This is a genomic window from Phyllobacterium sp. MT110, assembly GCF_058792715.1.
Window position 1 is genome coordinate 283,963 of the sequence record NZ_JBXAFE010000001.1, and the last position, 24,384, is coordinate 308,346.

Here is a 24,384-nt window from a genome sequence, read left to right on the forward strand (position 1 = left end):
GCTGCGGCGTCATCCCCAATATACCCTTTTCAACGCGTGGCGAAAGCCGATCCGGAGGATAGAACATGATTGCTGCCCAGACCCGTTCCCTTGCTGAAACCTTCCAGCCGGAAGGCCAGCTTGCCAAAGCCGTATGGTTTGTCTCGCTTGCCTTTGTCGGCACGGCGCTGATGACCCTTGCGGCGAAGACCAAGATCGACATGGTTTTCGTCAATGTCACCATGCAGACCTTCGCCGTTTTCGCCATTGCCGCCGCCTATGGCTCGCGCCTGGCCGTGGCCACCATGGCGCTCTACCTGCTCGAAGGTGCGCTCGGCATGCCGGTTTTCACCGGAACGCCGGAAAAGGGTATCGGCCTTGCCTATATGGTCGGCACCACGGGCGGCTACCTCGTCGCCTATCTCGCCGCAGCCTGGGTTGTCGGTCTTGCCGCTGACAAGGGCTTTGCCCGCAACCCCGTCGTCATGGGTGTTGCCATGCTCGCCGGTGAGGCGATCATCCTCAGCCTCGGCTTCCTCTGGATGGCTTACCTGCTCGGCTTCGAGAAGGCGTTTGCCTTCGGCGTCGGCCCGTTCATCGTTGCCGATATCCTGAAGCTGGCGCTGGCCGCCGCCATTGTCCCGGCCGTCGGCTCGCTGCTCAAGCGCCGCTGATTCCTGCTCTTTGCACCCCCTCTGTCCTGCCGGATGGAGGGGGTGCCGCATTGTCTGTTGGAGAGGCACTCCGTGTCCGATTACCCCCGCGATCTCATCGGCTTCGGCCGCAATACCCCAGACCCGAAATGGCCGGGCCATGCCCGCATCGCCGTGCAGTTCGTGGTCAATTACGAGGAGGGTGGCGAAAGCTGCATTCTCGACAATGATCTGGCGTCGGAAAACCTGCTCTCGGAAATCGTCGGTGCGGCGGCGTGGCCGGGGCAGCGCAATCTCAACATGGAATCCATCTACGAATACGGCTCCCGTGCCGGTTTCTGGCGGCTGTGGCGCATCTTTACCCGCCGCAACCTGCCGGTCACGGTCTATGGCGTGACGCTGGCCATGGCGCGCAACCCGGAAGCGGTGGCCGCCATGCAGGAAGCCGATTGGGAAATCGCCAGCCACGGCCTGCGCTGGCTGGAGTACAAGGATTTTCCGGAAGACATCGAGCGCCGGCACATCCTTGAAGCCGTGCGGCTGCACACCGAAATCACCGGCTCGCGCCCGCTTGGCATCTATCAGGGCAAGCCCTCGGACAACACGCTGAAGATCGTCATGGAAGAGGGCGGTTTCGTCTATTCCGCCGACAGCTATGCCGATGAACTGCCCTATTGGGTGAAAGGGCCGAAGGGTCCGCATCTGATTGTTCCCTATACGCTCGATGCCAACGACATGCGGTTTGCCACGCCGCAGGGTTTCAATACCGGCGATCAGTTTTTCACCTATCTCAAGGACACGTTCGACGTGCTCTACCGGGAAGGGCAGGAAGGCGCGGCCAAGATGATGTCCGTCGGCCTGCATTGCCGTCTTGTCGGACGCCCCGGACGGGCGGCGGCGCTGGAGCGGTTCCTGGATTATGTACAGGGGCACGAGGCTGCCTGGGTGACGCGCCGTATCGATATCGCACGCCACTGGCACGAGCATCATCGCCCGGACAGTGCCGTATGACCATCTCTCTGCTTGCCGTCCAGCCGCTGACCCGCGCGGCGTTCGAACCCTTTGGCGATGTGATCGAAACCGAGGGTGCCGACATACGCCTGATCAACAATGGCACCACGCAGCGTTTTCACGATCTGGCCCATGTCGATGTGAGCGGGGCGGAGGCGCGGGTTCTGGTCAATATTTTTCGCGGACAGGCTTTCGCCCCGCCCATCGACATCGCGATGCTCGAGCGCCATCCCCTCGGCAGCCAGGCATTCTATCCGCTGCAGGACCGGCCGTTTCTCGTCGTCGTGGCGGAAGACGATGCGGGCCGTCCGGGTCAGCCGAGGGCGTTCTTGGCACAGGGCAATCAGGGCGTCAATTACGGCCGCAATGTCTGGCATCACCCGCTGATTTCGCTGGAAGCGGCGTCGGATTTCCTCGTGGTCGATCGCGGCGGTGCAGGGGACAATCTTGAAGAGTTTTTCTTCGGGGATGTGGTTTATCGGATCGAAACGGTCTGAATCGCAGATAGGCGGTGCGTGGTTCGACAAGCTCACCATGAGGGAGAGTGAGGATTGCAGGGAGCTATATTCTGCAACCTTTGCGATTGGCATTGTAGCCAAACCACGTCCCTCATGGTGAGCTTGTCGAACCACGCACCACGACGCCACGAACTTCCCTCTGCCCCTTGACGCTTCATCGCTGCCGGATGAAGCTGTGCACCATGTCACAAACGATCAAATTTTTTCTCAATGGTCAAAAACAGCTGGCGTCGGTCCGGCCGGATATGACGGTGCTCGACTGGCTGCGCAGCGCGCCGCGCCTGACGGGAACCAAGGAAGGTTGCGCCGAGGGCGACTGCGGCGCCTGCTCGGTGCTGATCGGCGATCCCTCTGGTGATTCGGTGCGCTATCACGCCGCCAACAGCTGCATTCTCGCCATGGGTCAGATCGATGGGCGGGCGCTGGTCACCGTCGAGGGCCTGAAAACCGAAATCCTGCACCCCGTACAGGCGGCAATGGCGGAAAACGGCTCGTCGCAGTGCGGCTTCTGCACGCCGGGCATCGTCATTTCGCTGGCCGGTCTTGCTGCCAGCACGGCACATCCCGATGACCACGAAATCCACGATGCGCTGGCGGGCAATCTGTGCCGTTGCACCGGCTACCGCCCCATCGTTGAAGCCGCCCGCAAGGTGGCAGGCGCTGGCGGCGCCCCGATATCGGGCCTAGAGGTGAGGGCATTCGCCGAGATGGAGCCGCAAAAGGCGGTATCGGCTGATGGCTCCACCTTCCACCAGCCGCAAACGCTTGCGGACCTTTTGCAACTGCGCAAGGACAGACCGGATGCCCTGCTACTCGGCGGCGGCACCGATCTCGGCGTGGCGCTGGCCGATTATCATACGGATTGGGACGAGGTCATTTCGCTGGCGCATGTGCGGGAAATGCGGGCCATCGGCGAGACGGACAATCACCTGAGTTTCGGGGCTGCCGTGACCTGGGAGGAGGTGCTTGCGCGCGTCGCCGGTTCCTATCCGTCCTTTGCCACGCTTATTCGCCGTTTCGGCTCGACCCAGATCCGCTCCATGGGAACCATTGGCGGCAATATCGGCACCGCAAGCCCTATCGGCGACGGCCCGCCTGCCTTGATCGCGCTGGGCGCCGATGTGGAATTGGCCTCGCTCAACGGCCGCCGGTTCATGGCGCTGGAGGATTTCTTCCTTGACTATCGCAAGACGGAGCTGCGGGCCGACGAGGTGATTGCATCGGTCTCCATTCCCAAGCCGAAGCCGGGGCAGGATTTTCGCGTCTACAAGATTTCCAAACGCTACGATCAGGATATCTCGACGGTCTGCGCCGCCTTTTTCGTTATTCGCGAGGATGGGCAGGTCCGCAGCGCGCGCATTGCCTTCGGCGGCATGGCGGCAACACCGCGCCGGGCGGTGGCAGCAGAGCAGGCGCTGGTCGGCACGCAGTTCGATGCGAAAGCGGTCGAAGCCTGCGCGGCGGCGATCACCGCGACGTTCAAGCCGCTCGACGACTGGCGCGGCAGCGCGGATTACCGGCTGCAGGTGGCAGCCAATCTGGTTGAACGGTTCTGGCGGGATGTCTCCGGCGAGACCGTGGAAGTGATGGCGCTATGACCGACAATGCTCCCCATACTGTCCAGCGCAGCATCGTCGGCAAGGGCATTGCCCATGATTCCGCCGCACGCCACGTGGCGGGCGAGGCAAACTACATCGACGACATGCCCGAACTGCCCGGCACGCTGCATGCGGCCTTCGTGCTCTCGCCAGTCGCCCACGGGCGGCTGAAATCCATCGATCCGGCGCAGGCGCTGGCGATGGAGGGCGTGGCCGGTGTCTGGTGGGCCAGGGATGTGCCCGGCCACAACGAGGTCGGCCCGATCCTCAATGGCGAAACGCTGTTCGCCGAAGATATCGTCGATCATGAAGGGCGGGTCATCGCCGTCGTTGCCGCCCGCGATTTCGAAACGGCCTATCGCGCCGCGAAGAAGGTCAAGGTCGGCATCGAACCGCTGGAGCCGGTGCTGGATATCGAGGAGGCGCACCGGCGCAGGAGCTATGTCCTGCCGCCGCAGGAAGTCATCGACGGCGATGCCGTGACGGCGATTGCCGGTGCACCGCATGTTTTTTCCGGCACGCTGCACATGGGCGGACAGGATCACTTTTATCTGGAAACCCAGATCGCCTATGCCATTCCCGGTGAAAATGGCGAGATGCTGGTGCATTCCTCGACGCAGCATCCGACTGAAGTGCAGCACCATGTGGCGCTGATCCTCGGCCTGCATGCCAATGCGGTGGAATGCCAGGTGCGGCGCATGGGCGGCGGCTTCGGCGGCAAGGAAAGCCAGGCGACGATCATCGCCGGGGCGGCGGCACTGGTGGCTGCCAAGACGGGAAAGCCGTGCAAGCTGCGGCTGAAACGCCGCGACGACATGGCGGGAACCGGCAAGCGGCACGATTATGTGGCCAACTGGAAAGTCGGTGTCGATTCACGCGGCCGCATTCGCGGGCTGGATGTGGAATATCTCGCCCGCGCCGGAAACCTGCCTGACCTCACCGGCCCTGTCATCACCCGCACGCTGACGCATACGGACAATGCCTATCATATTCCGCACGCCCGCTTTATCGGCCATGCCTGCAAGACCAATACGGTTTCCAACACCGCCTTCCGGGGATTCGGCGGGCCGCAGGGCATCCTGACCATCGAGAACATCATCGATACCATCGCGCGGGAGTTGCAGCTCGATCCCAACAACGTCCGCGCCATCAACTATTACGGCGATGAAACCGGCGCGGTGACGCCCTATGGCCAGCCGGTGGAAGACAACCGGCTGATCGAGGTGACCGAAGCGGTGCTGGCCTCGGCCGACTGGCGCCAGCGGCGCGCCGAGATCGATGTGCATAACGCTGCCAATCCGGTCATCCGCCGGGGGCTGGCGATGATGCCGGTCAAGTTCGGTATTTCCTTCAACCTGACCTCGCTCAATCAGGCCGGTGCGCTGGTGCACGTCTACCTCGACGGTTCGATTTTCCTCAACCACGGCGGCACGGAAATGGGGCAGGGCCTGTTCGTCAAGGTGGCGCAGGTCGTGGCGGAAGTCTTCCAGGTCGAGCTCGACATGGTGCGCATCTCCTCCACCGCGACGGGCAAGGTGCCGAACACCAGCGCCACGGCGGCGTCCACCGGCTCCGATCTCAACGGCATGGCGGCCTTCAAGGCAGCCACGGCGATCAAGGCGCGCATGACCGCCGTTGCCGCCGAACATTTCGGCGTGCAGGAAGCGACCATCGTCTATCGCGAAGGCCGTGTTCACGCCGACAACGAATCCATATCCTTCGGCGAACTGGCCAAGATGGCTTGGCTCAAGCGGGTGCAGCTGTCGGAAGCCGGGCACTATGCCACGCCGAAAATCCATTGGGATGGCAAGACGATGAAGGGCCGGCCCTTCTTCTATTTCACCTATGGCGCGGCGGTGACGGAAGTCGCCGTCGATACGCTCACCGGCGAGACGCGCTGCCTGCGCGCCGATATCCTGCAGGATGTCGGCTCGCCGCTGAACCCGGCGATTGATCTCGGCCAGATCGAGGGCGCCTTTGTCCAGGGCATGGGGTGGCTGACCTGCGAGGAACTCTGGTGGGACAAGACAGGCAGGCTGCGCACTGTCGGGCCGTCCACCTACAAGATTCCCGGATCGCGCGATGTCCCGCCGGAATTCAATGTACGCATTCTCGACAACGCGCCCAACCGCGAGGAAACGGTGTTCCGTTCCAAGGCCATCGGCGAGCCGCCGCTGATGCTCGGCGTCTCCGTCTGGCTTGCCATCCGTGATGCCATTGCCTCGCTGGCGCAGGGTACCGTCGCTCCCCGGCTCGATGCGCCCGCGACGCCGGAAAACGTGCTGCGTGCGGTGAACGCACTGAAACAACGCATGAAGAAAGATGCCGATGACTCTCGATGAACTGAACGATGCCGCGCCTGAAACCTTCGTCAAGGCGCTGGGCGGTATTTTCGAGCATTCGCCGTGGGTTGCGGAAGCCGTGGTGCCGCTGCGGCCCTTCGCCAGTGTGGAACTCCTGCACGCGGCCATGGCCGGTGCCGTCGACAAGGCCGGGCAGGTGGCGCAGCTTGGCCTCATCCGTGCCCACCCGGACCTTGCAGGCAAGGCCGCCCGCCAGGGCAGCCTGACGGTGCACTCGACCAGCGAACAGAAGGGCGCCGGGCTTGACCGGCTGACGGATGGCGAATTCGACGAATTCCACCGGTTGAATGACGGCTATCAGCGGCGGTTCGGCTTTCCGTTCATTCTCGCCGTACGCGGTCATGACAAGCATTCCATCCTGGCGGCATTCAGGACGCGGTTGCAGAACAATGCCGGCGAAGAGGTGGCCGAAGCCCTGCGCCAGATTGCCCTGATCGCCCGGTTCCGCCTCGACGATCTGCTAGCCTGAGAGGTCATCCATGGGAAAACTGTCCACACATGTGCTGGATACGGCGGCCGGGTGTCCTGCCGCAGGCATGACGCTGAAACTGCATCGGATCGACGCGGATGAGATCAGGCATCTGCTCAAAACGACGGTCACCAATGCCGATGGCCGTACCGACGCGCTGCTGTTGTCGCCCGGCGAAATGGCGGCCGGGCGCTACGAGCTCAGTTTTTTTGTCGAGGCATATTTTCGGGCAAAGGGCGCTGTTTTGGCGGAACCTGCCTTTCTCGATGTGGTGCCCATCCGTTTTGCTATCGCGGATGTGGAGGCGAATTACCACGTGCCGCTCTTGGTGACGCCATGGTCCTACTCAACCTATCGCGGCAGCTGAGGAAAGTTTTGCAGTGCAGTGTTGCGTGGTTCGACAAGCTCACCATGAGGGATGGAGCGGGCTGCAGAGAGCTAAGTTCTGCAACGTTTGTGATTAACCTTGCACCAAACCACCTCCCTCATGGTGAGCTTGTCGAACCACGCACGATAAAAAAACCAGTGCCGCTCATCCGTAAATCCCGATCACAGTGAATCGCCTGCGCTCGTCCGCTTTGAAGATGAGCAGATTGCCGGATGATACCGGTGAAGCGATGGGGCATGGGATTGTCACATCCCCGCCCGCCCCGTTGCCCAGCAATACCCCATCCTGCGGGAAGGCCCCGCCAAGCTGCTTTTGCATGAGCGGTGAGATATCGAGAGCGATGGTCTGATTGGCCGGATCGGCGGTCTGGATCGCATCGCCCGCGGCCCATGGCCGGATATGGGCGGGATCGCTGACCTGCAGCTGATCGGCAGCGGTGTCCCATTTCGCCCAGGCGGACTGGGCCGGCGATTTGCTGGTGTTCCAGATACGGACCATGGCGACGCCGCGCATGCCCGTTGCAAAGATGCCCGCCGCCGCTTTGCCTTTCAGTGACAGCAGGTCGGCGGAGACGGACGCACAGACAGCGCTGCCGGCGGCGGGTTCGAGAACGGCGGTGCCGCCGCCATCGGGCAGGAAAATCAGCCCGGACAGTTTCTTGCCCGTCCTCGGCTGGACGATGCCTCCGGGAAACTGCACTGCCCCGGTTCTGCTGTCGGCAAGCAGGATATCCCGCCAGTCCTTGCCGTCGATGCTGGCCTTGATGGAAAAATCCCGGTTCCAGATCGTGCCGATCTCGACGCGGCCCTGATAGGCCGACTGAAAGAGAATGGATGCGAGCTGCTGCTCGCCAGCCTTGTTGATTTTCAGCTGATGCCCGCTGCCTGCATGGTCGAACAGCGAGGCGGGGCTCTTCACGCTCAGGCGGTTCGTGTCATCCGCCTGCGCTTGGATACCGACGCGGTCGACGGGATTTGTTGCCGGACGGAAATCGGTCCACTGTCCCTGATTGAAAATTGTAAGGCAGTTCTCGGCAACGATCCATGCGCGCCATCCGTCCCGCGGCTGGAGGAATGCCCACGCGTCATCCTGCCACGCCGCGATGTGCCCGTCCTTGCCGCCCCACGCACCGGACGCGCCGGATGCGATACAATAGCGGTAGCCTTCCCGCGGCTCGGCCGGCGGCTCCTTGAGTGTTCTGCTCACCACGCAGAGCTGCACGAGGGCATCCAGCGCCCGGATGGCCTCATTATGGGTGACATGCTTCTGGGCTTGCGACGGTGCGATGTAAGGGAGCTGAAGGTTCGGTGTCTGGTCCATGGGGCGTTGTTCCATCGTTGGAAAAAAGCCAAGGATAAACGCTGCCAGTCTGTGTTGGATAAAGTGACTGAAAGGACAACCGCCGATTGACCGCCAGACGATGATTGCATTTATGTAACCCTATGTTACTGGTCTTGAAACTATTGGGGAATCCAGGGATGAGCATCTCCATCTCACAAATGCCTCAAATTGGACTTTAAGGAAAATTGCAGTTTCTCATGTCACCCAGGCATTCCGTAAGCACCGAGGATCAATGAAATTGGAAAATTTTCGGCAACGCATCGCCATGATGCCGCGTCGTTACAAGCAGGTGCTCCTTGTCAGCTTCGACATGGTGGTGCTGACATTTGCGGCCTGGTTCAGCTACGTGCTGCGGTTCAACACCCTGTTTATGCCCAATACCGAGCAGGCGATGCTGATGATCGCTGCTCCTCTGATCGCATCGCCGGTGTTTATCCGGTTTGGCCTTTACCGGGCGGTTATTCGCTATCTGCCGGATAAAGCCATCTGGACGATGATGCAGGCGGTGACCTTTTCGGTGATCATCTGGGTGGTTGTCGCGTTTCTGACCCAGATGACCGGTGCCGAAGGCGTGCCGCGCGCCGTCCCCTTTTTGTATTGGGTCCTTGCCGTTGTCCTGATTTGCGGCAGCCGTTTTGCCGCCAAATGGCTGCTGTGGAGCCCGATTCGTGAAAAACTCCTGGCCCGGCAGTGCCTGATATTCGGCGCCGGCGATGCGGGGCGCCAATTGGCCAATGCGCTGCGCAGCCAGAACGAGGTTTTCGTCGCCGGTTTCATTGATGACGATGCCACGCTGCATGGCATGGACATCCTCGGCATCCGCGTCTACCCGACCGCGCAGATCGAAGATCTCATCGACAGTTTCGGCATCAACGAAATGATCGTGACCACCTCGTCCCTGAGCGGCAATCAGCGCCGTTTGCTGATGGGCAAGCTCAAGTCGCTCAATGTCAAGGTGCGCATCCTGCCGGCGATTTCCGACCTGACGGCCGGAAAATACATCGTGAGCCATCTGCGCGATATCGATATCGACGATCTCCTGGGGCGCTCGCCGGTGCCGGCCCACCCCGACCTTCTCGACAAGACGGTGGAAAACCGCGTCATCCTGGTGACCGGTGCCGGCGGATCCATCGGTTCGGAACTCTGCCGGACGATCGTCAAGCTGGCCCCGGCCAAACTCGTGCTGTTCGATGTGAACGAGCACAGCATCTATCAGCTTCACCGCGAACTCGCCGGTATCAGCGATTGCGTTCTGGTGCCTGTCCTTGGCTCGATCAGCGACGGCCCGCTGCTCAAGGTGGTGCTCGATCAGCACAAGGTGGAGAACGTCTATCATTGCGCCGCCTACAAGCATGTGCCGCTGGTTGAGGAAAACGTCGTGGAAGGCGCCCGCAACAATGTCATCGGCACCGATGTTCTGGCGGCCGTGGCCCGCGAGGCGGGTGTCCGCAATTTCGTCCTCATCTCGTCTGATAAGGCAGTGCGTCCATCCAATGTCATGGGTGCAACCAAGCGTTGGGCCGAGCTGATCGTGCGCTACCATGGCGACGTGGCGAAGACGCACGGCACCGGCCAGATATTCACCTGCGTCCGCTTCGGCAATGTCATCGGTTCCAGCGGTTCCGTCGTTCCGCTGTTCCGCGAGCAGATCGCCCATGGCGGTCCGCTGACGGTGACCCATGACGAGATGACCCGCTATTTCATGTCCGTCCGCGAGGCGGCGGAACTGATCATTCAGGCTGGCGCATTGTCGGAGGGCGGCGACATCCTGCTTCTGGAAATGGGCGACGCCGTGCGTATCCGTGATCTCGCCGAAAATATGATCCTCCTGGCGGGGCTGTCGGTGAAGGACGGCAAAAACCCCCATGGCGACATCGAGGTCGTCACGATCGGTATCCGCGACGGCGAAAAGCTGCATGAGGAACTCTTCTACGATCCAACGGGTGTTTCGGCGACGAGCCATTCCAAGATTCTGCGCGCCAGACGGCGGGTGGCGCCGGTCGACCATCTGCCTGCAGCGGTCGAAGAACTGCGCGGGCTGATCGCACAACAAAACCCGGATGCCGTGCGGGCCCTGCTTTTCGAGAAGGCTCTCAGTTAACACGGGACCTCAATCTTGGCGAGATTCCCGTGCAGAAACGGCTGCACTGGTTTCACCGAAACAGACACAGAGCGGGATAGCGGTTGTTGAAAAGGGCTCCATCATCAGGAACGGTTGCCGTCCTCCTGGAAACCTTCAATGGTGCCGCATGTCTCGACGCGCAATTGGCCTCCATCGCCGCGCAAACCTATCCCGATATCGATCTGTGGGTCTCGGACGACGGATCGACGGATGGCAGCCGGGCGATCCTGCAGCAATGGGCGCGGCGCTGGACCAAGGGCCGGGTGACCCTGCTGCACGGCGCCGGTGAGGGGAGAAGCGAAAATTTCCGGTCGCTGATCACCAATCCGGCCATCCAGGCGGAATATTATGCCTTTGCCGATCAGGACGATATCTGGGAGCCGGAAAAGCTTGCCGCCTCCATCCGCTGGATCGAGCACAATGCTTTTGCCGTGCCATCCCTCTTCTGTTCGCGGACGCTTACCATTGCCGAAAATGGTGCTATCGTCGGTTCGTCGCCGCTTTATGCGCGCCCGGCGGAATTCCGCAATGCACTGGTCCAGAACATCGCCGCGGGCAGCACGATGCTTTTCAACCGCAAGGCACACGATCTGCTCACGGCGTCGTGCCGGACGACGCAATTTTCCAGCCATGACTGGTGGTTGTATCTGATTGTCTCCGGCGCCGGTGGCGTGGTGCATTTTGACCCGCAGCCGCTGGTGCGGCACCGCCGGCCGAGCCGTGGCGAGGGCTGGCAGGGGCAACTGGCTGCCTTGCGCGCCCGCTTCGCCGTCCGGTTTGCCGATCGGGCCGATCTCAACATTCAGGGGCTGGTGCGTAACCGGGATCTGCTGACGGCCGAAGCGCAGGCGACCTGCGATCTCTACTGGAAGGTGCGATCCGACAACGTCATCCGGCGCATTCTCGCCCTGCATCAGTCGGGCGTTTACCGGCAGACCCTCCCGGGCCAGGTCGGGCTTTATCTCGCCGCCATCTTCCGCAGGCTCTGATCAGGCCGCTGTCTGTCTGCGAAAGCGCAGCAGAACGGCGGAAACGCATACAACCGCCACCACAATACCGGTCAGGCGGACCGGAATGCTGATGGAACTCGCGGCAAATGCGCAGATGCCAAGAATGACATTCAGTGCAGCCACGGTCAGTACCACCTGCCACACGCTCCATCCCGCGCGTTTGGCAACCTGATAGGCATGTTTGGAATGGGCGGCGAAAATATTGTCGCCCTCGAGCAGGCGCTTGATCAGCGTCGTCGTCGCATCGGCAATGAAAAACAGCGGCAGGATCAGTCCGGTGGCAATGCGCATGTCGCGGGCGACCATGAAAAAGGCGAGGCCGCACAGCAGCCCCAGCGGCAGGCTGCCGGAATCGCCGAGAAAAACCGTGGCCTTGGGGCGGTTGAACAGGGCAAAGCCGCAGAGCCCCCCGGCTATGGCCGCCGCGATGCTGCCGCTGGCCATGCCCGCCAGGCCGAAGGCCGCGAAGCCCGCGAGAAAGGCAAGCGGAATGCCCATGCCGGACACGACCATCAGGTCGAGGCCATCCATGAAATTGGTCAGGTTGATGAAATAGACCAGCGCCAGCACAAGCAGGCCCCGCTCAAGCAGGACCGGGAAAAAATCCGGCAGCAGGCGAAAATCCGGCCCGAGGCCGTAAACGCAAAGGCAGGCGGCGATCAGCTGCGCGATGATCCGGATGCTTTCCGGCAGGTGATGCCGGTCGTCGAGCATCCCGGTGATCCAGAGGATCAGCGCACCGATGGACGCGGTGACGAGAAAGCGCTGGTCGAGACCCATCCGCGCGCCGAACAGCCAGAGGAGCGCCACGACCACCGGCACGATGGCAAGGCCGCCAAGCTGGCGTGCAGACTGGGTGTGGTTTGAGCGTTCATTGATTCCCGCGGCCAGAAAATGGCTGGGCAGCAACCGGATGAGAACGGCAAGAAGCACGGCGCTGGCAATGGCGGCAAGGACAAAGACGGTGAGGATCGGCGACAAGGCAGCGGCACCCTTAATCTAGGGTCAGGACCCATTAATCTGGTCGAAATGGTATGAGGCCATTTGTTTGGTTACAAGGAGCAAAGACGAAGGCAATGTGGTTCATTGTCGAGTCTTTGCGACGATGGAGCCGGGCAAATGGACCATATCCTGCGGACGCCGAAACGGCTGCAAGCTGCCGTGTCGAACTGCTCGGCCGGGGGGAAGACCCCGCGCTTCGCATCTCTCCTCGCATCTTCTTGCCGTTTCAGGCGCCATTTCGATCATATTAATGAGTCCTGCCCCTAGAGCTTGGCGAATTGTTCACACCCTTGTCATGAAAATAATGCCGAAACAATTGTGAAAGAGCGACAAACTGGGCAATCATTCACGTTGCGCAAGCTGGAACCAGAGGTTATAAGGCCGCGCTGTCCTGCGGTGCATTGCACCCGCATCGGCATTTTGGGGCGTAGCCAAGTGGTAAGGCAGCGGTTTTTGGTACCGCCATTCCCTGGTTCGAATCCAGGCGCCCCAGCCATGTCACAGCAATATCCAAGCCATTGAATATATTCATATAACCGGAATCAATCGCGCGCGGCTGCGCGGCTCGCAGGCAAAACCGACTGCGCGATCCGCAACCCGGAATCAACAGTCGGTTCCCAGCCGGTTGATTCCAGCAGGGCGGCGCTTGCCACAAGATTGCCGTTGAGTGTCTGCCAGCGCTGCTGCTGGCCGGTCACGGCGGCGGCGAGATGCAGCAGTCCGGCGGGAATGCTGACCAGTCCGGCATCCCGGCCGAGGCCATGCCGGATCGCCGTGACGATTGCCGCCGCTGTCATGGGCCTCTTGTCCGCGACGATATAGATGCCCCCGTCCGTGTTCGTGCTGCACAGGCCATGCAGGATGGCGCGGCACAGCGCCGAGCGGTCAAGCACCGAGCGTTGTCCCGTCAGTGACTGCAGCGGCAGGGGTATCTTGCGGGCCGCGAGCCTGATCAGGGCCGCCATGTTGCCTTTGACGCCGGGCCCGTAGACAAGGACGGGACGCAGGATGGTGAAGTTGCGCCTTGGCATGGCCGCGGCGATTTCCGCCTCGGCGGCAAGTTTTGCCCGGCCGTAATCATCGCTTGGCCGGGGCGGTGACAGCTCGGTGACCAGACCCTCCTGCGTGGCTCCCGATTGCGCCCGGATTGACGAAAGGAACACCAGTTTGCCGCTGATCGCCTGATCCGCAGCCCTGGCGAGTTTGGCGGCGAGGACACAGTTCACATCGTGGTAGAGCTGTGCTGCCTCCGGCAGCCGCGTGTGGGCGATGGCCGCCAGATGCACCACATGATCGAACCCGGCGAGCAGCCGCGCGAAATCTTCGTCCGGGGCCGCGGGCGAGGGCAGAGGAATCGTTTCAATCGGGAGGGTCGCCGGGCTCGCCGATGAGCGTGAAGCGCCGGTCACCTGATAACCGGCGGCCATGAGGTGCGGCACAAGCTCCTGTCCGATGAAGCCGGAAGCGCCCGTGACGAGGACCTTGCCCTTGAACATTGTGTGAAACCCCATTCCTGAACCTCACTCATATCAAGAGGTGTCGCCGCCAATCAATGCGCCAATCCATATTCATGGCGGGGAAAGCGGATTTCCGGCTGCGGCCGCGCCAAAAATTCGTGACAATTCAATATCCCGATAAACATTTGTTCAATCTCGGCCGAGTCGTATTGACAAGTCCCGCATGATCCGAAATGTTAAATGAAACGTTTCATGAAGGCATGAATCGCAGGGAGAGGCACATTTGCGCCGGTTTGGGAGAATCTCGGGCGCAAATTGATCTGACAGTTTTTGGCATCGTACCGCGGCACCCATCGAGGGCGGACCGGTTTTGATGTGCATCGTCAGGCCAAGGCATTTTCCGCGACATGAGAAGGGTTTCAGGGTGGGCGCTTCGCGCACAGCCGGGAAAATACAAGGCAAAACCAAGGGAGGATAAACCTGTGAAGAAACTGCTCGCATCACTCGCCATCGTTGCGGCACTGGCCGCACCGGCCATGGCCGACAGCGCCGTCGATACATCCAAGGTGAAGAAGGAATACGTCACCTCCGCCAGCGGCAAGACCTATTCGATTGCCACGGTCGTCAAGGTCGACGGCATCGCCTGGTTCGACCGCATGCGCACCGGCGTTGCACAGTTCAAGGCGGAAACCGGCGCAGACGCGTGGATGGTCGGCCCAAGCCAGGCCGATGCCGCGGCGCAGGTGCAGATCGTTGAAAATCTGATCGCGCAGGGCGTCGATGCCATCTGCATCGTGCCGTTCTCGGTGGAAGCGGTCGAGCCGGTTCTGAAGAAGGCGCGCGATCGCGGTATCGTCGTCATCGCGCACGAAGCCTCCAACATAGTCAACGTCGATTATGAGCTCGAAGCCTTCGACAACAAGGCCTACGGCGCGAAGCTGATGGAAGTTCTGGCCAAGGATATGGGCGGCAAGGGCAAGTATCTCGCCACCGTCGGCAGCCTGACCTCGAAGTCGCAGATGGACTGGATCGATGGTGCCATCGAATACCAGAAGAAGAATTTCCCCGACATGTCCCTGGCAACGGAGCGTCTGGAAACCTATGACGATGCCAACCAGGATTACACCAAGCTGAAGGAAGCCATGACCACCTATCCGGATGTCAAGGGCATCCTGGGTGCGCCCATGCCGACCTCCGCGGGCGCTGGACGTCTGATCGCCGAAGGCGGTCTGAAGGGCAAGGTCTTCTTTGCCGGTACCGGTCTGGTTTCCGTTGCGGGCCAATACCTTAAGAATGGCGACATCCAGTACATCCAGTTCTGGGATCCGGCCGTTGCCGGTTACGCCATGAACGAACTGGCCGTCATGGCGCTGGAAAAGAAGAACGGCGAGATCAAGGCCGGTCTTGATCTGGGCCTGCCTGGCTACAACAGCCTGCTCGTTCCCGATGCATCCAAGCCAAACCTGCTCTATGGTGCAGGCTGGGTTGGCGTAACCTCGGCCAATATGGGCGATTACAACTTCTAAGGGAACACTCACCCCCCTCTGTCCTGCCGGACATCTCCCCCATAAGGGGGGAGATCACATTGCCATCAACTCTCTCACTTACTTTGCAACATTTCAGAAATGATCGATACAGTAGTGAAGGCTGATCTCCCCCCTTGTGGGGGAGATGGGCGGCAGCCCAGAGGGGGGTAAAAGGAAACACATGAGCGAACACCTTCTGGAACTGAAAAATATCGGCAAGCGCTTTGGCGGCCTTGTGGCGCTGGATGCTGTCTCGCTCTCGATCAAGCCGGGTGAAATCCACTGTCTCGCCGGAGAGAACGGTTCCGGTAAATCGACGATCATCAAGATCATGGCCGGTGTATATCAGCCGACCGATGGTGAAATCCTGATCGATGGCAAGCCGGTCTCCGGCATGACGCCTGCCCAGTCGGTGCAGCATGGCATTCAGGTCATCTATCAGGACTTTTCCCTGTTCGGAAATCTGACCGTCGCAGAAAATCTGGCGCTGAACACGCTGCTTCTCGAAGGCAAGCGCACCGTCAACTGGCGCCGTGTGCGTGAACTCGCCGAAAAGGCGCTCGCCCGGCTCGGTGTGACGATGGACCTCGACGCCGATGTCGAGACGCTGCCGACATCCGGCAAGCAGATCGTGGCGATCGCTCGTGCGGTCATGGCCGATGCGCGCCTGATCATCATGGATGAGCCGACGACGGCGCTGACCCGGCACGAGGTCGACGCGCTGTTCCGCATCGTGCGCGATATCCAGGCGCAGGGTATCGCTGTGCTGTTCGTCAGTCACAAGATGCGCGAAATGCTGGAGATCAGCGAACGGCTGACGGTCCTGCGCAACGGCAAGAAGGCCGCCGAAGGCCCGATCAGCGATTTCGATGAGCCTGCGATCACCCGCGCCATGACCGGTCATGACCTGACCGATCAGGTCTATCGCTGGCAGCCGACAAAGGGCGATACGCTGCCGCGTCTCGACGTGCGCAATCTCAGCATTGCCGGCAGCCTCGATGACATCAACCTGACATTGCATGCGGGCGAGATTGTCGGCCTGTCCGGCCTCATCGGCTCCGGCCGCACGGAACTGGCCCTGGCGCTGTTCGGCATGCATCCCAAGTTCACCGGAACCGTCAAGATCGACGGCACCAGCGTGCATCCGAAGACCGTGCAGGAGGCCATTGCCAGCGGCCTGGCCTATGTGCCGGAAGACCGGCTGACGGAAGGCCTGTTCCTGACCCAGTCGATCGAGCGCAACATGCTGGCGACATCGCTCGACAATTTTGTCCGGGGCCTGTTCATCGACCGCAAGAAGACGGCGAAGGCCACCACCGCCATGTTCGGTGCCATGCAGATTGCCGCGCCCGGACCCTATACGCCCGTCAACCATCTCTCCGGCGGCAATCAGCAGCGCGTGGTTCTGGCGCGCTGGCTGTTGACCGGGGCGCGGGTGCTCATCCTCAACGGCCCGACCGTCGGCGTCGATGTCGGTTCCAAGGCGCAGATCCATCGCAAGATCCGCGATCTCGCCACCCAGGATGGCCTTGCGGTTTTGATGATATCCGACGATGTGCCCGAGCTTGTGCAGAACTGCAACCGCGTCATCATCATGCACCGCGGCCGTTTCGTCGATGAAGTCGGACCTGATGCTTTGGATGAAGACACTCTAAACGACCGCCTGAAGGCCTTGAAATGACTCTGTTTCGCCGATCGGAATTCATCATCGCGTGCATCCTCTTTGCCGCCATGATCATCATTGGACTGATCAACCCGGCCTTCTGGTCGCTGGACAATCTGTTCGGGCTTCTGCGCAGCAACGTCATCATCGGCATCATGGCGCTCGGCGTTCTCGTGGTGATGATCTCGGGCGGCATCGACGTGTCGTTCACCGCCTTTGCCGCCGCGGCCATGTATCTGACCATCAAGCTGATGATCTATATGGGCTATGAGGGCGTGTTTCTGCCCTTCGTCGCGGCAACGCTGATCGGCCTGTTTCTCGGCGCGTTCAACGCGTTTTTCATCCACACGTTCCGGATGATCCCGCTGATCGTGACGTTGGGCACCGGCAGTGTCGTGCGCGGATTGCTGCTTGGCCTTGTCGGCACCAGCGTCATCAACATCGACAAGATGCCCCAGCAGCTGATCGCGTTCGCCAAGACCGATCTGGTCAGCCTGACCTCGGCCACCGGCACCAATTTCGGCCTGACGGCGATGATCCTGATCTATCTCGGCCTGGCCCTCGTCACCCACCTTTTCCTGCGCTACACCATGGCGGGGCGCAGCATCTTTGCGTTGGGCGGCGCACCGGAAGCGGCAAGCCGTGTCGGCTTCAACACCCGCCGCACGCTGTTCTTCGTCTATTGCTTTGCCGGGGCGCTGGCTGGTTTTGCCGGTCTCCTGCACGGCTCGATGATCTGGCTAGCCAATCCACGTGATTTTGCCGGGCTCGAACTCGACGTCATCGCCGCCGTCGTGCTTGGCGGCGCCTCGATCTTCGGCGGACGCGGCAGCGTCATGGGCACGCTGCTCGGGGTGTTCATGCTTGTCATGGTCAAGAACAGCCTGATCATCATGAAGGTCGACACCACGTGGCAGCGTGTCGTCGTCGGCCTGATCATTATCGTCGCGACAGCGCTGACCGCCTGGCGCGACCGCAGGAAACTGGTGTGAGAGCAGGGAACGTCATCATGCAAAACAGCTCATTCGCCAAGCGCATTTTCGGACAGGACCGTAACATCCTGCAACTACTCGTCATCACCGTGCTCGTCTTCGCGCTGATGTCCTATCTCAACCCGGACAAGTTCCTGCGTTACTATAACTTTGAATCCATCACCTACATCATGCCGGAACTGGGCATCCTCGCCATTGCCATGATGATCGCCATGCTGACCGGCGGCATCGACCTTTCGGTGGTGGGCATTGCCAATCTCGCCGGCATCCTCGCTGGTGTGTTCTTCCATTCGGTGATCGTCGGAACCAGCCAGTCCACCGGCATGGTGCTGCTGTATACCGGCATCGGCGTCCTGATGGCGCTCGCCATCGGCCTGCTCGCCGGGGTGCTCAACGGTTTCCTCATCTCGAAACTGCGCATCACGCCGATCCTGGCGACGCTGGGCACCGGGCAGATCTTTACCGGTCTTGCCGTGGTCCTCACCGGCGGCCCGGCGATTGTCGGCTTCCCGGATGCCTGGAATTTCATCGGCAACGGCAAGATTCTGGGCATTGCCACCCCGTTCATCCTGTTCGTCATCGTTGCGGGTGCCGTCGCTGTCCTGCTGACGCGCACCACGCTTGGCGTCAACCTGATGCTGATCGGTACCAATCCGCGCGCCGCGATCTTTGCCGGACTGCGCAAGGACCGGATGATTTTCTACTCCTACATGATGACGGGGCTGCTCGCGGCCATTGCCGGGATCATCCTGTCGGGCCGGACCAACGCGGCCAAGTCGGATTACGGCGCATCCTATCTCCTGCAGGCCATTCTGATCGCCGTGCTCGGCGGTACCAATCCGGCGGGCGGCAAGGGCAGGGTGCTCGGGGTTTCGATTGCCCTGATCGCGCTGATGCTGCTGTCCTCCGGCTTCCAGATCCTGCGCTTTTCCAACCACCTGATCGACTTCATCTGGGGTGGTTTCCTGCTGCTGGTCATCGCGCTCAACGCCTTCAGGAACAGCGACAGGTAGGGGCATGTTTCTTTCGTGAAGTCATTGATATAGAGCAATTTCAAACACTACGGATAAGGCAAGGAACATAATATGGCTCGTCGCATTGCAGTCGTTGGCAGCAACATGACCGATCTCGTCACGTCGATCATCCGCATGCCGGCGCCCGGCGAAACCCTGGAAGCACCGGCATTCGCCATGGGGTTCGGCGGCAAGGGTGCCAATCAGGCCGTGGCCGCCGCCCGGCTTGATGCCGACGTGATGATGGTCACCAAGGTGGGCGATGACGTGTTCGGCCAGAGCACCATCGACAATCTGCGGAACAACGGCATCGATATCAGCCATGTCGGCATGGTGGCCGGGCAGTCGAGCGGCGTCGCACCGATTTTTGTCGACGAAACAGGCGAGAATTCGATCCTGATCATCAAGGGCGCGAACAACGATCTCAAGCCCGCCGATATCGATGCGGCCGCCGAAGACCTGAAGCAATGCGACCTGATCCTGATGCAGCTGGAAGTGCCGCTGGAGACGGTCTACTACACCGCTGCCTTCGCCGAGAAACATGGTATCGAGACCATCCTCAATCCCGCCCCCGCCGCGCCCGATCTGGATGCCGCGAAGGTTGCCAAAGTCACCTTCATGGTGCCGAACGAGAGCGAGCTGGCGCTTTTGACCGGCATGCCCACCGATACCGACGAACAGATCGAACAGGCGGCCCATGCGCTGATCACCCGGGGTATCCGCACCGTCATCGTCACGCTCGGCTCGCGCGGTGCGCGGCTGATCACCGCCGACAAGTCGACCATGATCGAACCGGTCAAGGTCAAGCCGAAGGATACGACCGGTGCCGGCGATGCCTTCATCGGCAGCTTTGCCCGCTTCTACGTCGAGACCAAGGAGCTGGAAGCGTCGCTGAAGAAGGCGGCGCTCTATGCGGCGGATTCCATCACGCGTCCAGGCACGCAGAAATCCTATGCGACGACGGCGGAGTTCGAGGCCTTCGTTGCTGCCAACAAGGCTTAAGGCCAATACCCGCTAGAATGAGGAAACAACCGTGCTGAAAAATCTCGATCCGCTGCTGAATGCCGATGTCCTCTATGCGCTGAAGTCCATGGGGCACGGCGATCGCCTGGTCATTTGCGATACGAATTTCCCCGGCGATTCCATTGCTCGGCAGACCCGTCTCGGCCGCCTGCTGCGGATCGATAATGTGAGCGCGCCGCGTGCCGCCAGGGCCATTCTTTCGGTCATGCCGCTCGATACCTTCATCGATGACGCCGCCGCGCGCATGGAAATCGTCGGCAGCCCCGATGAGATTCCGGATGTGCAGAAGGAACTGCAGGCGGAAATCGATGCCGCCGAGGGCAAGCACTGGCCGATGGTGTCCATCGACCGCATGGCCTTCTACGAGCACGCCAAGAATGCCTATTGCGTCATCGCCACCGGCGAGCGGCGTTTTTACGGCTGTTTTATTCTGACCAAGGGCGTGATTGCGCCGGACGCAGTCTGAAATCTTTTGTTGCCGTTGCACTAAGCGTGGTGCGTGGTTCGACAAGCTCACCATGAGGGATGGAGCGAGCTGCAGGAAACTATGTTCTGCAGCGTTTGTGATTGACCTTGCACCAGACCACTTCCCTCATGGTGAGCTTGTCGAACCACGCACCACCCAACGCCTTCAGACGTCCCGGCGCGGCGGCGCTGTCGAACCGCGCACCACCAGCGTTGCCTCGAGATAGTCATCCTGCAGAGGCACATTGTCGGCCCCTGTGATGGCGGCAAACGCCCGCGCGGCGATCTGCTCGACGGGCTGGCTGATCGTGGTCAGGCGCGGCGTCACCAGATTGGCCAGCGGAATATCGTCGAACCCGATGATCGACACGTCGTCCGGCACCTTGAGGTCGAGATCGCTGGCGGCGCGCAGAAGGCCGATGGCCTGCTGGTCGCTGGCCGTGGCAATGGCGGTCGGGCGCTCATGCGGCGGACGGTCGAGCAGGAAGCGCCCGAGCGTCTCGCCCGACGCATAGTCGAAATGGCCCTCGACCGCCTCGCAGCGCACGCCTGCCGTGCCAAGCAGGTTGAGGAAACCGGCGCGCCGTTCGCGCGAAACCGGCGCATCGGCGGAACCGGCGATATAGGCAATACGCTCATGGCCGAGCGCTACGAGATGCGCAGCGGCAAGCGCTGCGCCCCGGTAGTGATTGACGGAAATGAGCGGCAATCCGGTAAAGCGCCGGTCGACGGCAACCGTCGCCACGTCGCTGCTCCAGCCCTTTGAGGCGCCAAACTGCGTCGGCACGACGATGAGGCCGGTGGGATAGCTTTTGAGCAGGCTGTCGATCTGCGCCAGTTCGATCTTCGGATCGTCATTGGTGATCGACAGCAGCACCGAGAAACCGGCCTGCGAGGCAATCGCCTCCACATGTTTTGCCAGTTCGGCAAAGAACGGGTTGGTTATATCGGGAATGACGAGGCCGATCATGTCCGTGCGGCTGCGGCGCAGACCGCGCGCAACGCCGTTCGGCCGGAAATTCAGCTCGCGAATGGTGGCTTCCACCAGTTCGCGCAACTCCTTGCCGACGGTCTCGTTCTTTGCCAGAACGCGTGAAACAGTGCCGACGGAAACATTGGCCCGTGCTGCTACATCCTTGATGTTGACCATCTTCCCATGCCTGACCTGTTGCGGGTGCCGACCAATGCGGACAACTGTGTTTTCCCCTTATGCTTTCGTCAATCTTTCACGATATTTGTCAAGGATTACTGCAAGGATAATCACAAATCCGGTGATCATCTGGCGCATGAAATCGCTGAGACCAAGCAGGATGAGGCCGTTGGCGAGCACGCCGATGATGCAGGCGCCGAGCAGGGTGCCGACAATGCTGCCGCGTCCGCCGCTCAGGCTGGTGCCGCCGATGATGACAGCGGCAATGGCATTGAGCTCGAAGCCGATGCCGATGATCGGGCTGGCGATATTCAGGCGGGCCATGTAGATGATTGCGCCGATGCCGACGAGAACGCCGCAGATGGTGAATGCAGCCACCTTGTAGAAGAACACGTTGTGACCGGCGAGGCGGGCCGCTTCCTCATTGTTGCCGATGCCGTAGAGCACGCGGCCGAACACGGTCTTGGTCAGCACGAACCAGCCGATTGCTACCAGCACCAGTGCAATCAGGAACAGCAGCGGAATGCCGTAGAAGGTCTGCGAGCCGAAGGCGTTGAAGGCGGCCGGGAAGGAATAGATGGTCGATGCATTGGTGACCTGCAGTGCCGCGCCGCGGGCAATGTTGAGCGTGCCCAGCGTGACGATGAAGGAGGGGATGGCCCACCAGGCGCTGATCAGGCCGTTGAGGAGGCCGAAGGCGATGCCGGCCACGATGGCGCTGATGGTGGCGAGGAACACGGCAACGGCAGGATCGAGCCCCGGCAGGGTCATCACCGTACCAGCCACAACGGCGCAGAAGGACAGGACGGAGCCCACCGAAAGATCGATGCCGCCGATGAGGATGACGAAGGTCATGCCGATGGAAAGCACCAGATTGATCGTCACCTGCGTCAGGATATTGGTGACATTGCTGGAGGACAGGAAGTGCGGCGTGAAGGAAAACACGATGATCAGCGCGATGAGCGCGATGCCGATGCCCGCTTCGCGCAGCACGGTCTTGGTCGTGGTGGCGATGGTCTTGCTGCCCGCCTGTGCCGTGGTCAAATCAGTGGTGTCCATGGTTGCGTTCGTCCTTGTAGGCAAAGTTCAGGATGCGCTCTTCGGAAAACTCCGCACGTGCCACTTCACCGGCGATGCGGTGTTTCGACATGACGAGGATGCGGTCGCTGAGGGTGATGAGCTCGGGTAGTTCCGACGAGACGATGAGCAGCGCCAGCCCCTTTTCCGAAAGGCCGCGCAGCAGCGCGTAGATTTCGGCCTTGGCGCCCACATCGACGCCACGGGTCGGCTCGTCGAGCAGCAGGATTTTCGGGTTGTTCGCCAGCCACTTGGCCAGGACGACCTTTTGCTGGTTCCCGCCCGACAGGGTGGAGACCGCATCGGCGGTGTCACCGTATTTCAGCTTGATCTCGCCGCCGAGCGCGCGCGTCAGCCGGGTTTCCTCGCGTGTGACGAGAAGGCCGAGCCGCGAGACCTTGCGCAGGCTCGCCAGCGTGACATTGGCCGCAATTGCCATGCCGAGGATCAGGCCTTCCTCCTTGCGGTCTTCCGTGACGAAGCCGATGCCGTCACGGATGGCCTGCTTGGGATTGCGGTAGTGGCGCGGCTGGCCGTCGCGTTCAATCGTGCCGGACAGCGGCAGGTCGGCGGCGAAGATCGAGCGCAGCAGTTCGGTGCGGCCGGAGCCGACCAGTCCGGCAATGCCGAGGATTTCACCGTAATGCAGATCGAACGAAACGCCTTCCGCGTGCGGGGAGGCGGGATGGCGCAGGTTGCGCAGGGAAAGTGCGGTGCGGCCGCTCGTGTCGAGATCGCGCGCGGCGGCCATGGCGGCGGCAAGCTGGCGCCCGACCATGTTGGTGACCAGCTGATCGGTCGTCGTCCCCGCAATATCCGCCGTCATGACGGATTCGCCGTTGCGCAGGACCGTGACCCGGTCGCAGATCGAGAAAACCTCGTTGAGGTGGTGTGAGACAAACACGACAGCGACGCCTTTGGCCTTCAGGGCGGCGATGATCTGGAACAGCCGTTCGGTCTCGCGTGCCGTCAGGGTTGCTGTCGGCTCGTCGAGAATGAGAATGCGGCTTTCGCCCATCAGCGCCCGGGCGATTTCCACCAGCTGGCGGTGCGCCACGCCGAGGGATTCCACCGGGCGGCGTACATCGACATCCCCCAGCCCGATCGCATCGAGCGCTTTGCGGGCTTTTGCGTAGAGCGTGGGATAATCAACCATGCCGAACGCCTTGCGCGGCATGTCCTCAAAGCAGATGTTTTCGGCAACCGAGAGGTAGGGCAGCAGGTTGAATTCCTGGTGCACCACCTGAATGCCGGCCTTCTTCGCATCGCCCGGCGTGTGCGGATCATAGGTCCTGCCGTCCAGCGTGATCTCCCCGGCATCCCGCTGGATGATTCCGCACAGGATCTTGATCAGCGTCGACTTGCCCGCGCCATTTTCACCGACCAGCGCATGTACCTCGCCGGGGCGCAGCGAAAAGCTGACGCCGTTGAGGGCGACAACGCCGCCGAAGCGTTTCTTGACGCCGGAGAGTTCGAGCACCGGCTCGGCACCAGCACCCGCCGGGGCCGAAGCGGCTGCGCCTGCCATGTCAGTGTTTTCCATGATCATCGACCCGGTTGGCGG

General features: G+C 61.4%; 21 protein-coding genes and 1 tRNA gene. 16 read left to right on the plus strand and 6 right to left on the minus strand.

The annotated features are described in order from the left end of the window. Nucleotides 1-65 precede the first annotated feature (65 nt). From AC1Q5O_RS01390 to uraH, 7 genes are all read left to right on the plus strand, one after another. Entirely contained in the window at nt 66-653 is a 588-nt protein-coding gene (locus AC1Q5O_RS01390) for a biotin transporter BioY (protein WP_492561663.1), read from the plus strand. Between the two features lie 33 nt (nt 654-686). Next, the gene (gene puuE / locus AC1Q5O_RS01395) at nt 687-1,643 is read left to right on the plus strand and encodes an allantoinase PuuE (RefSeq protein WP_492561664.1); all 957 of its coding nucleotides are present in this window, start codon (nt 687-689) and stop codon (nt 1,641-1,643) included. Further along, nucleotides 1,640-2,140, plus strand: a complete 501-nt coding sequence (locus AC1Q5O_RS01400) for an ureidoglycolate lyase (protein WP_492561665.1) — start codon at nt 1,640-1,642, stop codon at nt 2,138-2,140. Before puuE ends, AC1Q5O_RS01400 begins: the two co-directional genes overlap by 4 nt. Before the next feature lie 203 nt (nt 2,141-2,343). Next, nucleotides 2,344-3,759: a xanthine dehydrogenase small subunit gene (xdhA, locus tag AC1Q5O_RS01405; protein WP_492561666.1), complete on the plus strand. Its 1,416-nt coding sequence runs from the start codon at nt 2,344-2,346 to the stop codon at nt 3,757-3,759. Then, nucleotides 3,756-6,101, plus strand: coding sequence for a xanthine dehydrogenase molybdopterin binding subunit (gene xdhB, locus AC1Q5O_RS01410; protein ID WP_492561667.1), 2,346 nt, complete (start codon nt 3,756-3,758; stop codon nt 6,099-6,101). The genes xdhA and xdhB overlap by 4 nt, the downstream gene beginning before the upstream one ends. Next, nucleotides 6,088-6,591 (plus strand): 2-oxo-4-hydroxy-4-carboxy-5-ureidoimidazoline decarboxylase, encoded by a 504-nt coding sequence (gene uraD, locus AC1Q5O_RS01415; RefSeq protein ID WP_223611490.1) that lies wholly within the window; start codon nt 6,088-6,090, stop codon nt 6,589-6,591. The genes xdhB and uraD overlap by 14 nt, the downstream gene beginning before the upstream one ends. Before the next feature lie 10 nt (nt 6,592-6,601). Then, nucleotides 6,602-6,958, plus strand: coding sequence for a hydroxyisourate hydrolase (gene uraH, locus AC1Q5O_RS01420; protein ID WP_492561668.1), 357 nt, complete (start codon nt 6,602-6,604; stop codon nt 6,956-6,958). A gap of 165 nt (nt 6,959-7,123) precedes the next feature. Here uraH and AC1Q5O_RS01425 read toward each other — a convergent pair whose 3' ends face one another. Next, nucleotides 7,124-8,299, minus strand: coding sequence for a DUF2793 domain-containing protein (locus AC1Q5O_RS01425; RefSeq protein ID WP_492561669.1), 1,176 nt, complete (start codon nt 8,297-8,299; stop codon nt 7,124-7,126). A gap of 253 nt (nt 8,300-8,552) precedes the next feature. Between AC1Q5O_RS01425 and AC1Q5O_RS01430 the strand changes: the two genes are divergently transcribed. Next, nucleotides 8,553-10,421 (plus strand): polysaccharide biosynthesis protein, encoded by a 1,869-nt coding sequence (locus tag AC1Q5O_RS01430; protein ID WP_464662967.1) that lies wholly within the window; start codon nt 8,553-8,555, stop codon nt 10,419-10,421. 86 nt (nt 10,422-10,507) lie between these two features. Further along, complete coding sequence (locus AC1Q5O_RS01435) at nt 10,508-11,431, plus strand: glycosyltransferase (RefSeq protein ID WP_492561671.1); 924 nt, start codon at nt 10,508-10,510, stop codon at nt 11,429-11,431. On the opposite strand, the gene AC1Q5O_RS01440 is transcribed toward AC1Q5O_RS01435, so the two are convergent. Beyond that, on the minus strand, nt 11,432-12,433 hold the full coding sequence (locus AC1Q5O_RS01440; protein WP_492561672.1) for an MraY family glycosyltransferase: 1,002 nt from the start codon (nt 12,431-12,433) through the stop codon (nt 11,432-11,434). Between the two features lie 442 nt (nt 12,434-12,875). Between AC1Q5O_RS01440 and AC1Q5O_RS01445 the strand changes: the two genes are divergently transcribed. After that, nucleotides 12,876-12,950: transfer RNA gene (locus AC1Q5O_RS01445), tRNA-Gln, on the plus strand. Nucleotides 12,951-12,996: 46 nt separating this feature from the next. Here AC1Q5O_RS01445 and AC1Q5O_RS01450 read toward each other — a convergent pair. Next, a complete protein-coding gene (locus AC1Q5O_RS01450; protein WP_492561673.1) occupies nt 12,997-13,965 on the minus strand; it encodes an NAD-dependent epimerase/dehydratase family protein in 969 nt (322 codons plus the stop codon). 428 nt (nt 13,966-14,393) lie between these two features. On the opposite strand from AC1Q5O_RS01450, the gene AC1Q5O_RS01455 reads away from it, so the two are divergent. The 6 genes from AC1Q5O_RS01455 to AC1Q5O_RS01480 all read left to right on the plus strand — a co-directional run bounded on the left by AC1Q5O_RS01455 (nt 14,394) and on the right by AC1Q5O_RS01480 (nt 20,594). Beyond that, the gene (locus AC1Q5O_RS01455) at nt 14,394-15,437 is read left to right on the plus strand and encodes an autoinducer 2 ABC transporter substrate-binding protein (protein ID WP_223611483.1); all 1,044 of its coding nucleotides are present in this window, start codon (nt 14,394-14,396) and stop codon (nt 15,435-15,437) included. Between the two features lie 181 nt (nt 15,438-15,618). Then, on the plus strand, nt 15,619-17,118 hold the full coding sequence (locus tag AC1Q5O_RS01460; protein WP_223611482.1) for a sugar ABC transporter ATP-binding protein: 1,500 nt from the start codon (nt 15,619-15,621) through the stop codon (nt 17,116-17,118). Beyond that, nucleotides 17,115-18,092 carry an ABC transporter permease gene (locus AC1Q5O_RS01465; protein WP_492561674.1) on the plus strand — a complete coding sequence of 326 codons (978 nt, stop codon included), beginning with the start codon at nt 17,115-17,117 and terminating at the stop codon, nt 18,090-18,092. Before AC1Q5O_RS01460 ends, AC1Q5O_RS01465 begins: the two co-directional genes overlap by 4 nt. A gap of 17 nt (nt 18,093-18,109) precedes the next feature. Then, nucleotides 18,110-19,105: an ABC transporter permease gene (locus AC1Q5O_RS01470; RefSeq protein ID WP_130268883.1), complete on the plus strand. Its 996-nt coding sequence runs from the start codon at nt 18,110-18,112 to the stop codon at nt 19,103-19,105. 72 nt (nt 19,106-19,177) lie between these two features. After that, nucleotides 19,178-20,107: a ribokinase gene (gene rbsK, locus AC1Q5O_RS01475; RefSeq protein WP_492561675.1), complete on the plus strand. Its 930-nt coding sequence runs from the start codon at nt 19,178-19,180 to the stop codon at nt 20,105-20,107. A 31-nt stretch (nt 20,108-20,138) separates the two neighbouring features. Further along, nucleotides 20,139-20,594, plus strand: coding sequence for an RbsD/FucU family protein (locus AC1Q5O_RS01480; RefSeq protein ID WP_492561676.1), 456 nt, complete (start codon nt 20,139-20,141; stop codon nt 20,592-20,594). 165 nt (nt 20,595-20,759) lie between these two features. On the opposite strand, the gene AC1Q5O_RS01485 is transcribed toward AC1Q5O_RS01480, so the two are convergent. The 3 genes from AC1Q5O_RS01485 to AC1Q5O_RS01495 are packed head-to-tail and all read right to left on the minus strand — an operon-like array spanning nt 20,760 to nt 24,348. Further along, nucleotides 20,760-21,743, minus strand: a complete 984-nt coding sequence (locus AC1Q5O_RS01485) for a LacI family DNA-binding transcriptional regulator (protein ID WP_492561677.1) — start codon at nt 21,741-21,743, stop codon at nt 20,760-20,762. Between the two features lie 57 nt (nt 21,744-21,800). Then, entirely contained in the window at nt 21,801-22,802 is a 1,002-nt protein-coding gene (locus AC1Q5O_RS01490; RefSeq protein WP_346305203.1) for an ABC transporter permease, read from the minus strand. Continuing rightward, entirely contained in the window at nt 22,789-24,348 is a 1,560-nt protein-coding gene (locus tag AC1Q5O_RS01495) for a sugar ABC transporter ATP-binding protein (RefSeq protein WP_492561678.1), read from the minus strand. Before AC1Q5O_RS01495 ends, AC1Q5O_RS01490 begins: the two co-directional genes overlap by 14 nt. Nucleotides 24,349-24,384: the final 36 nt, after the last annotated feature.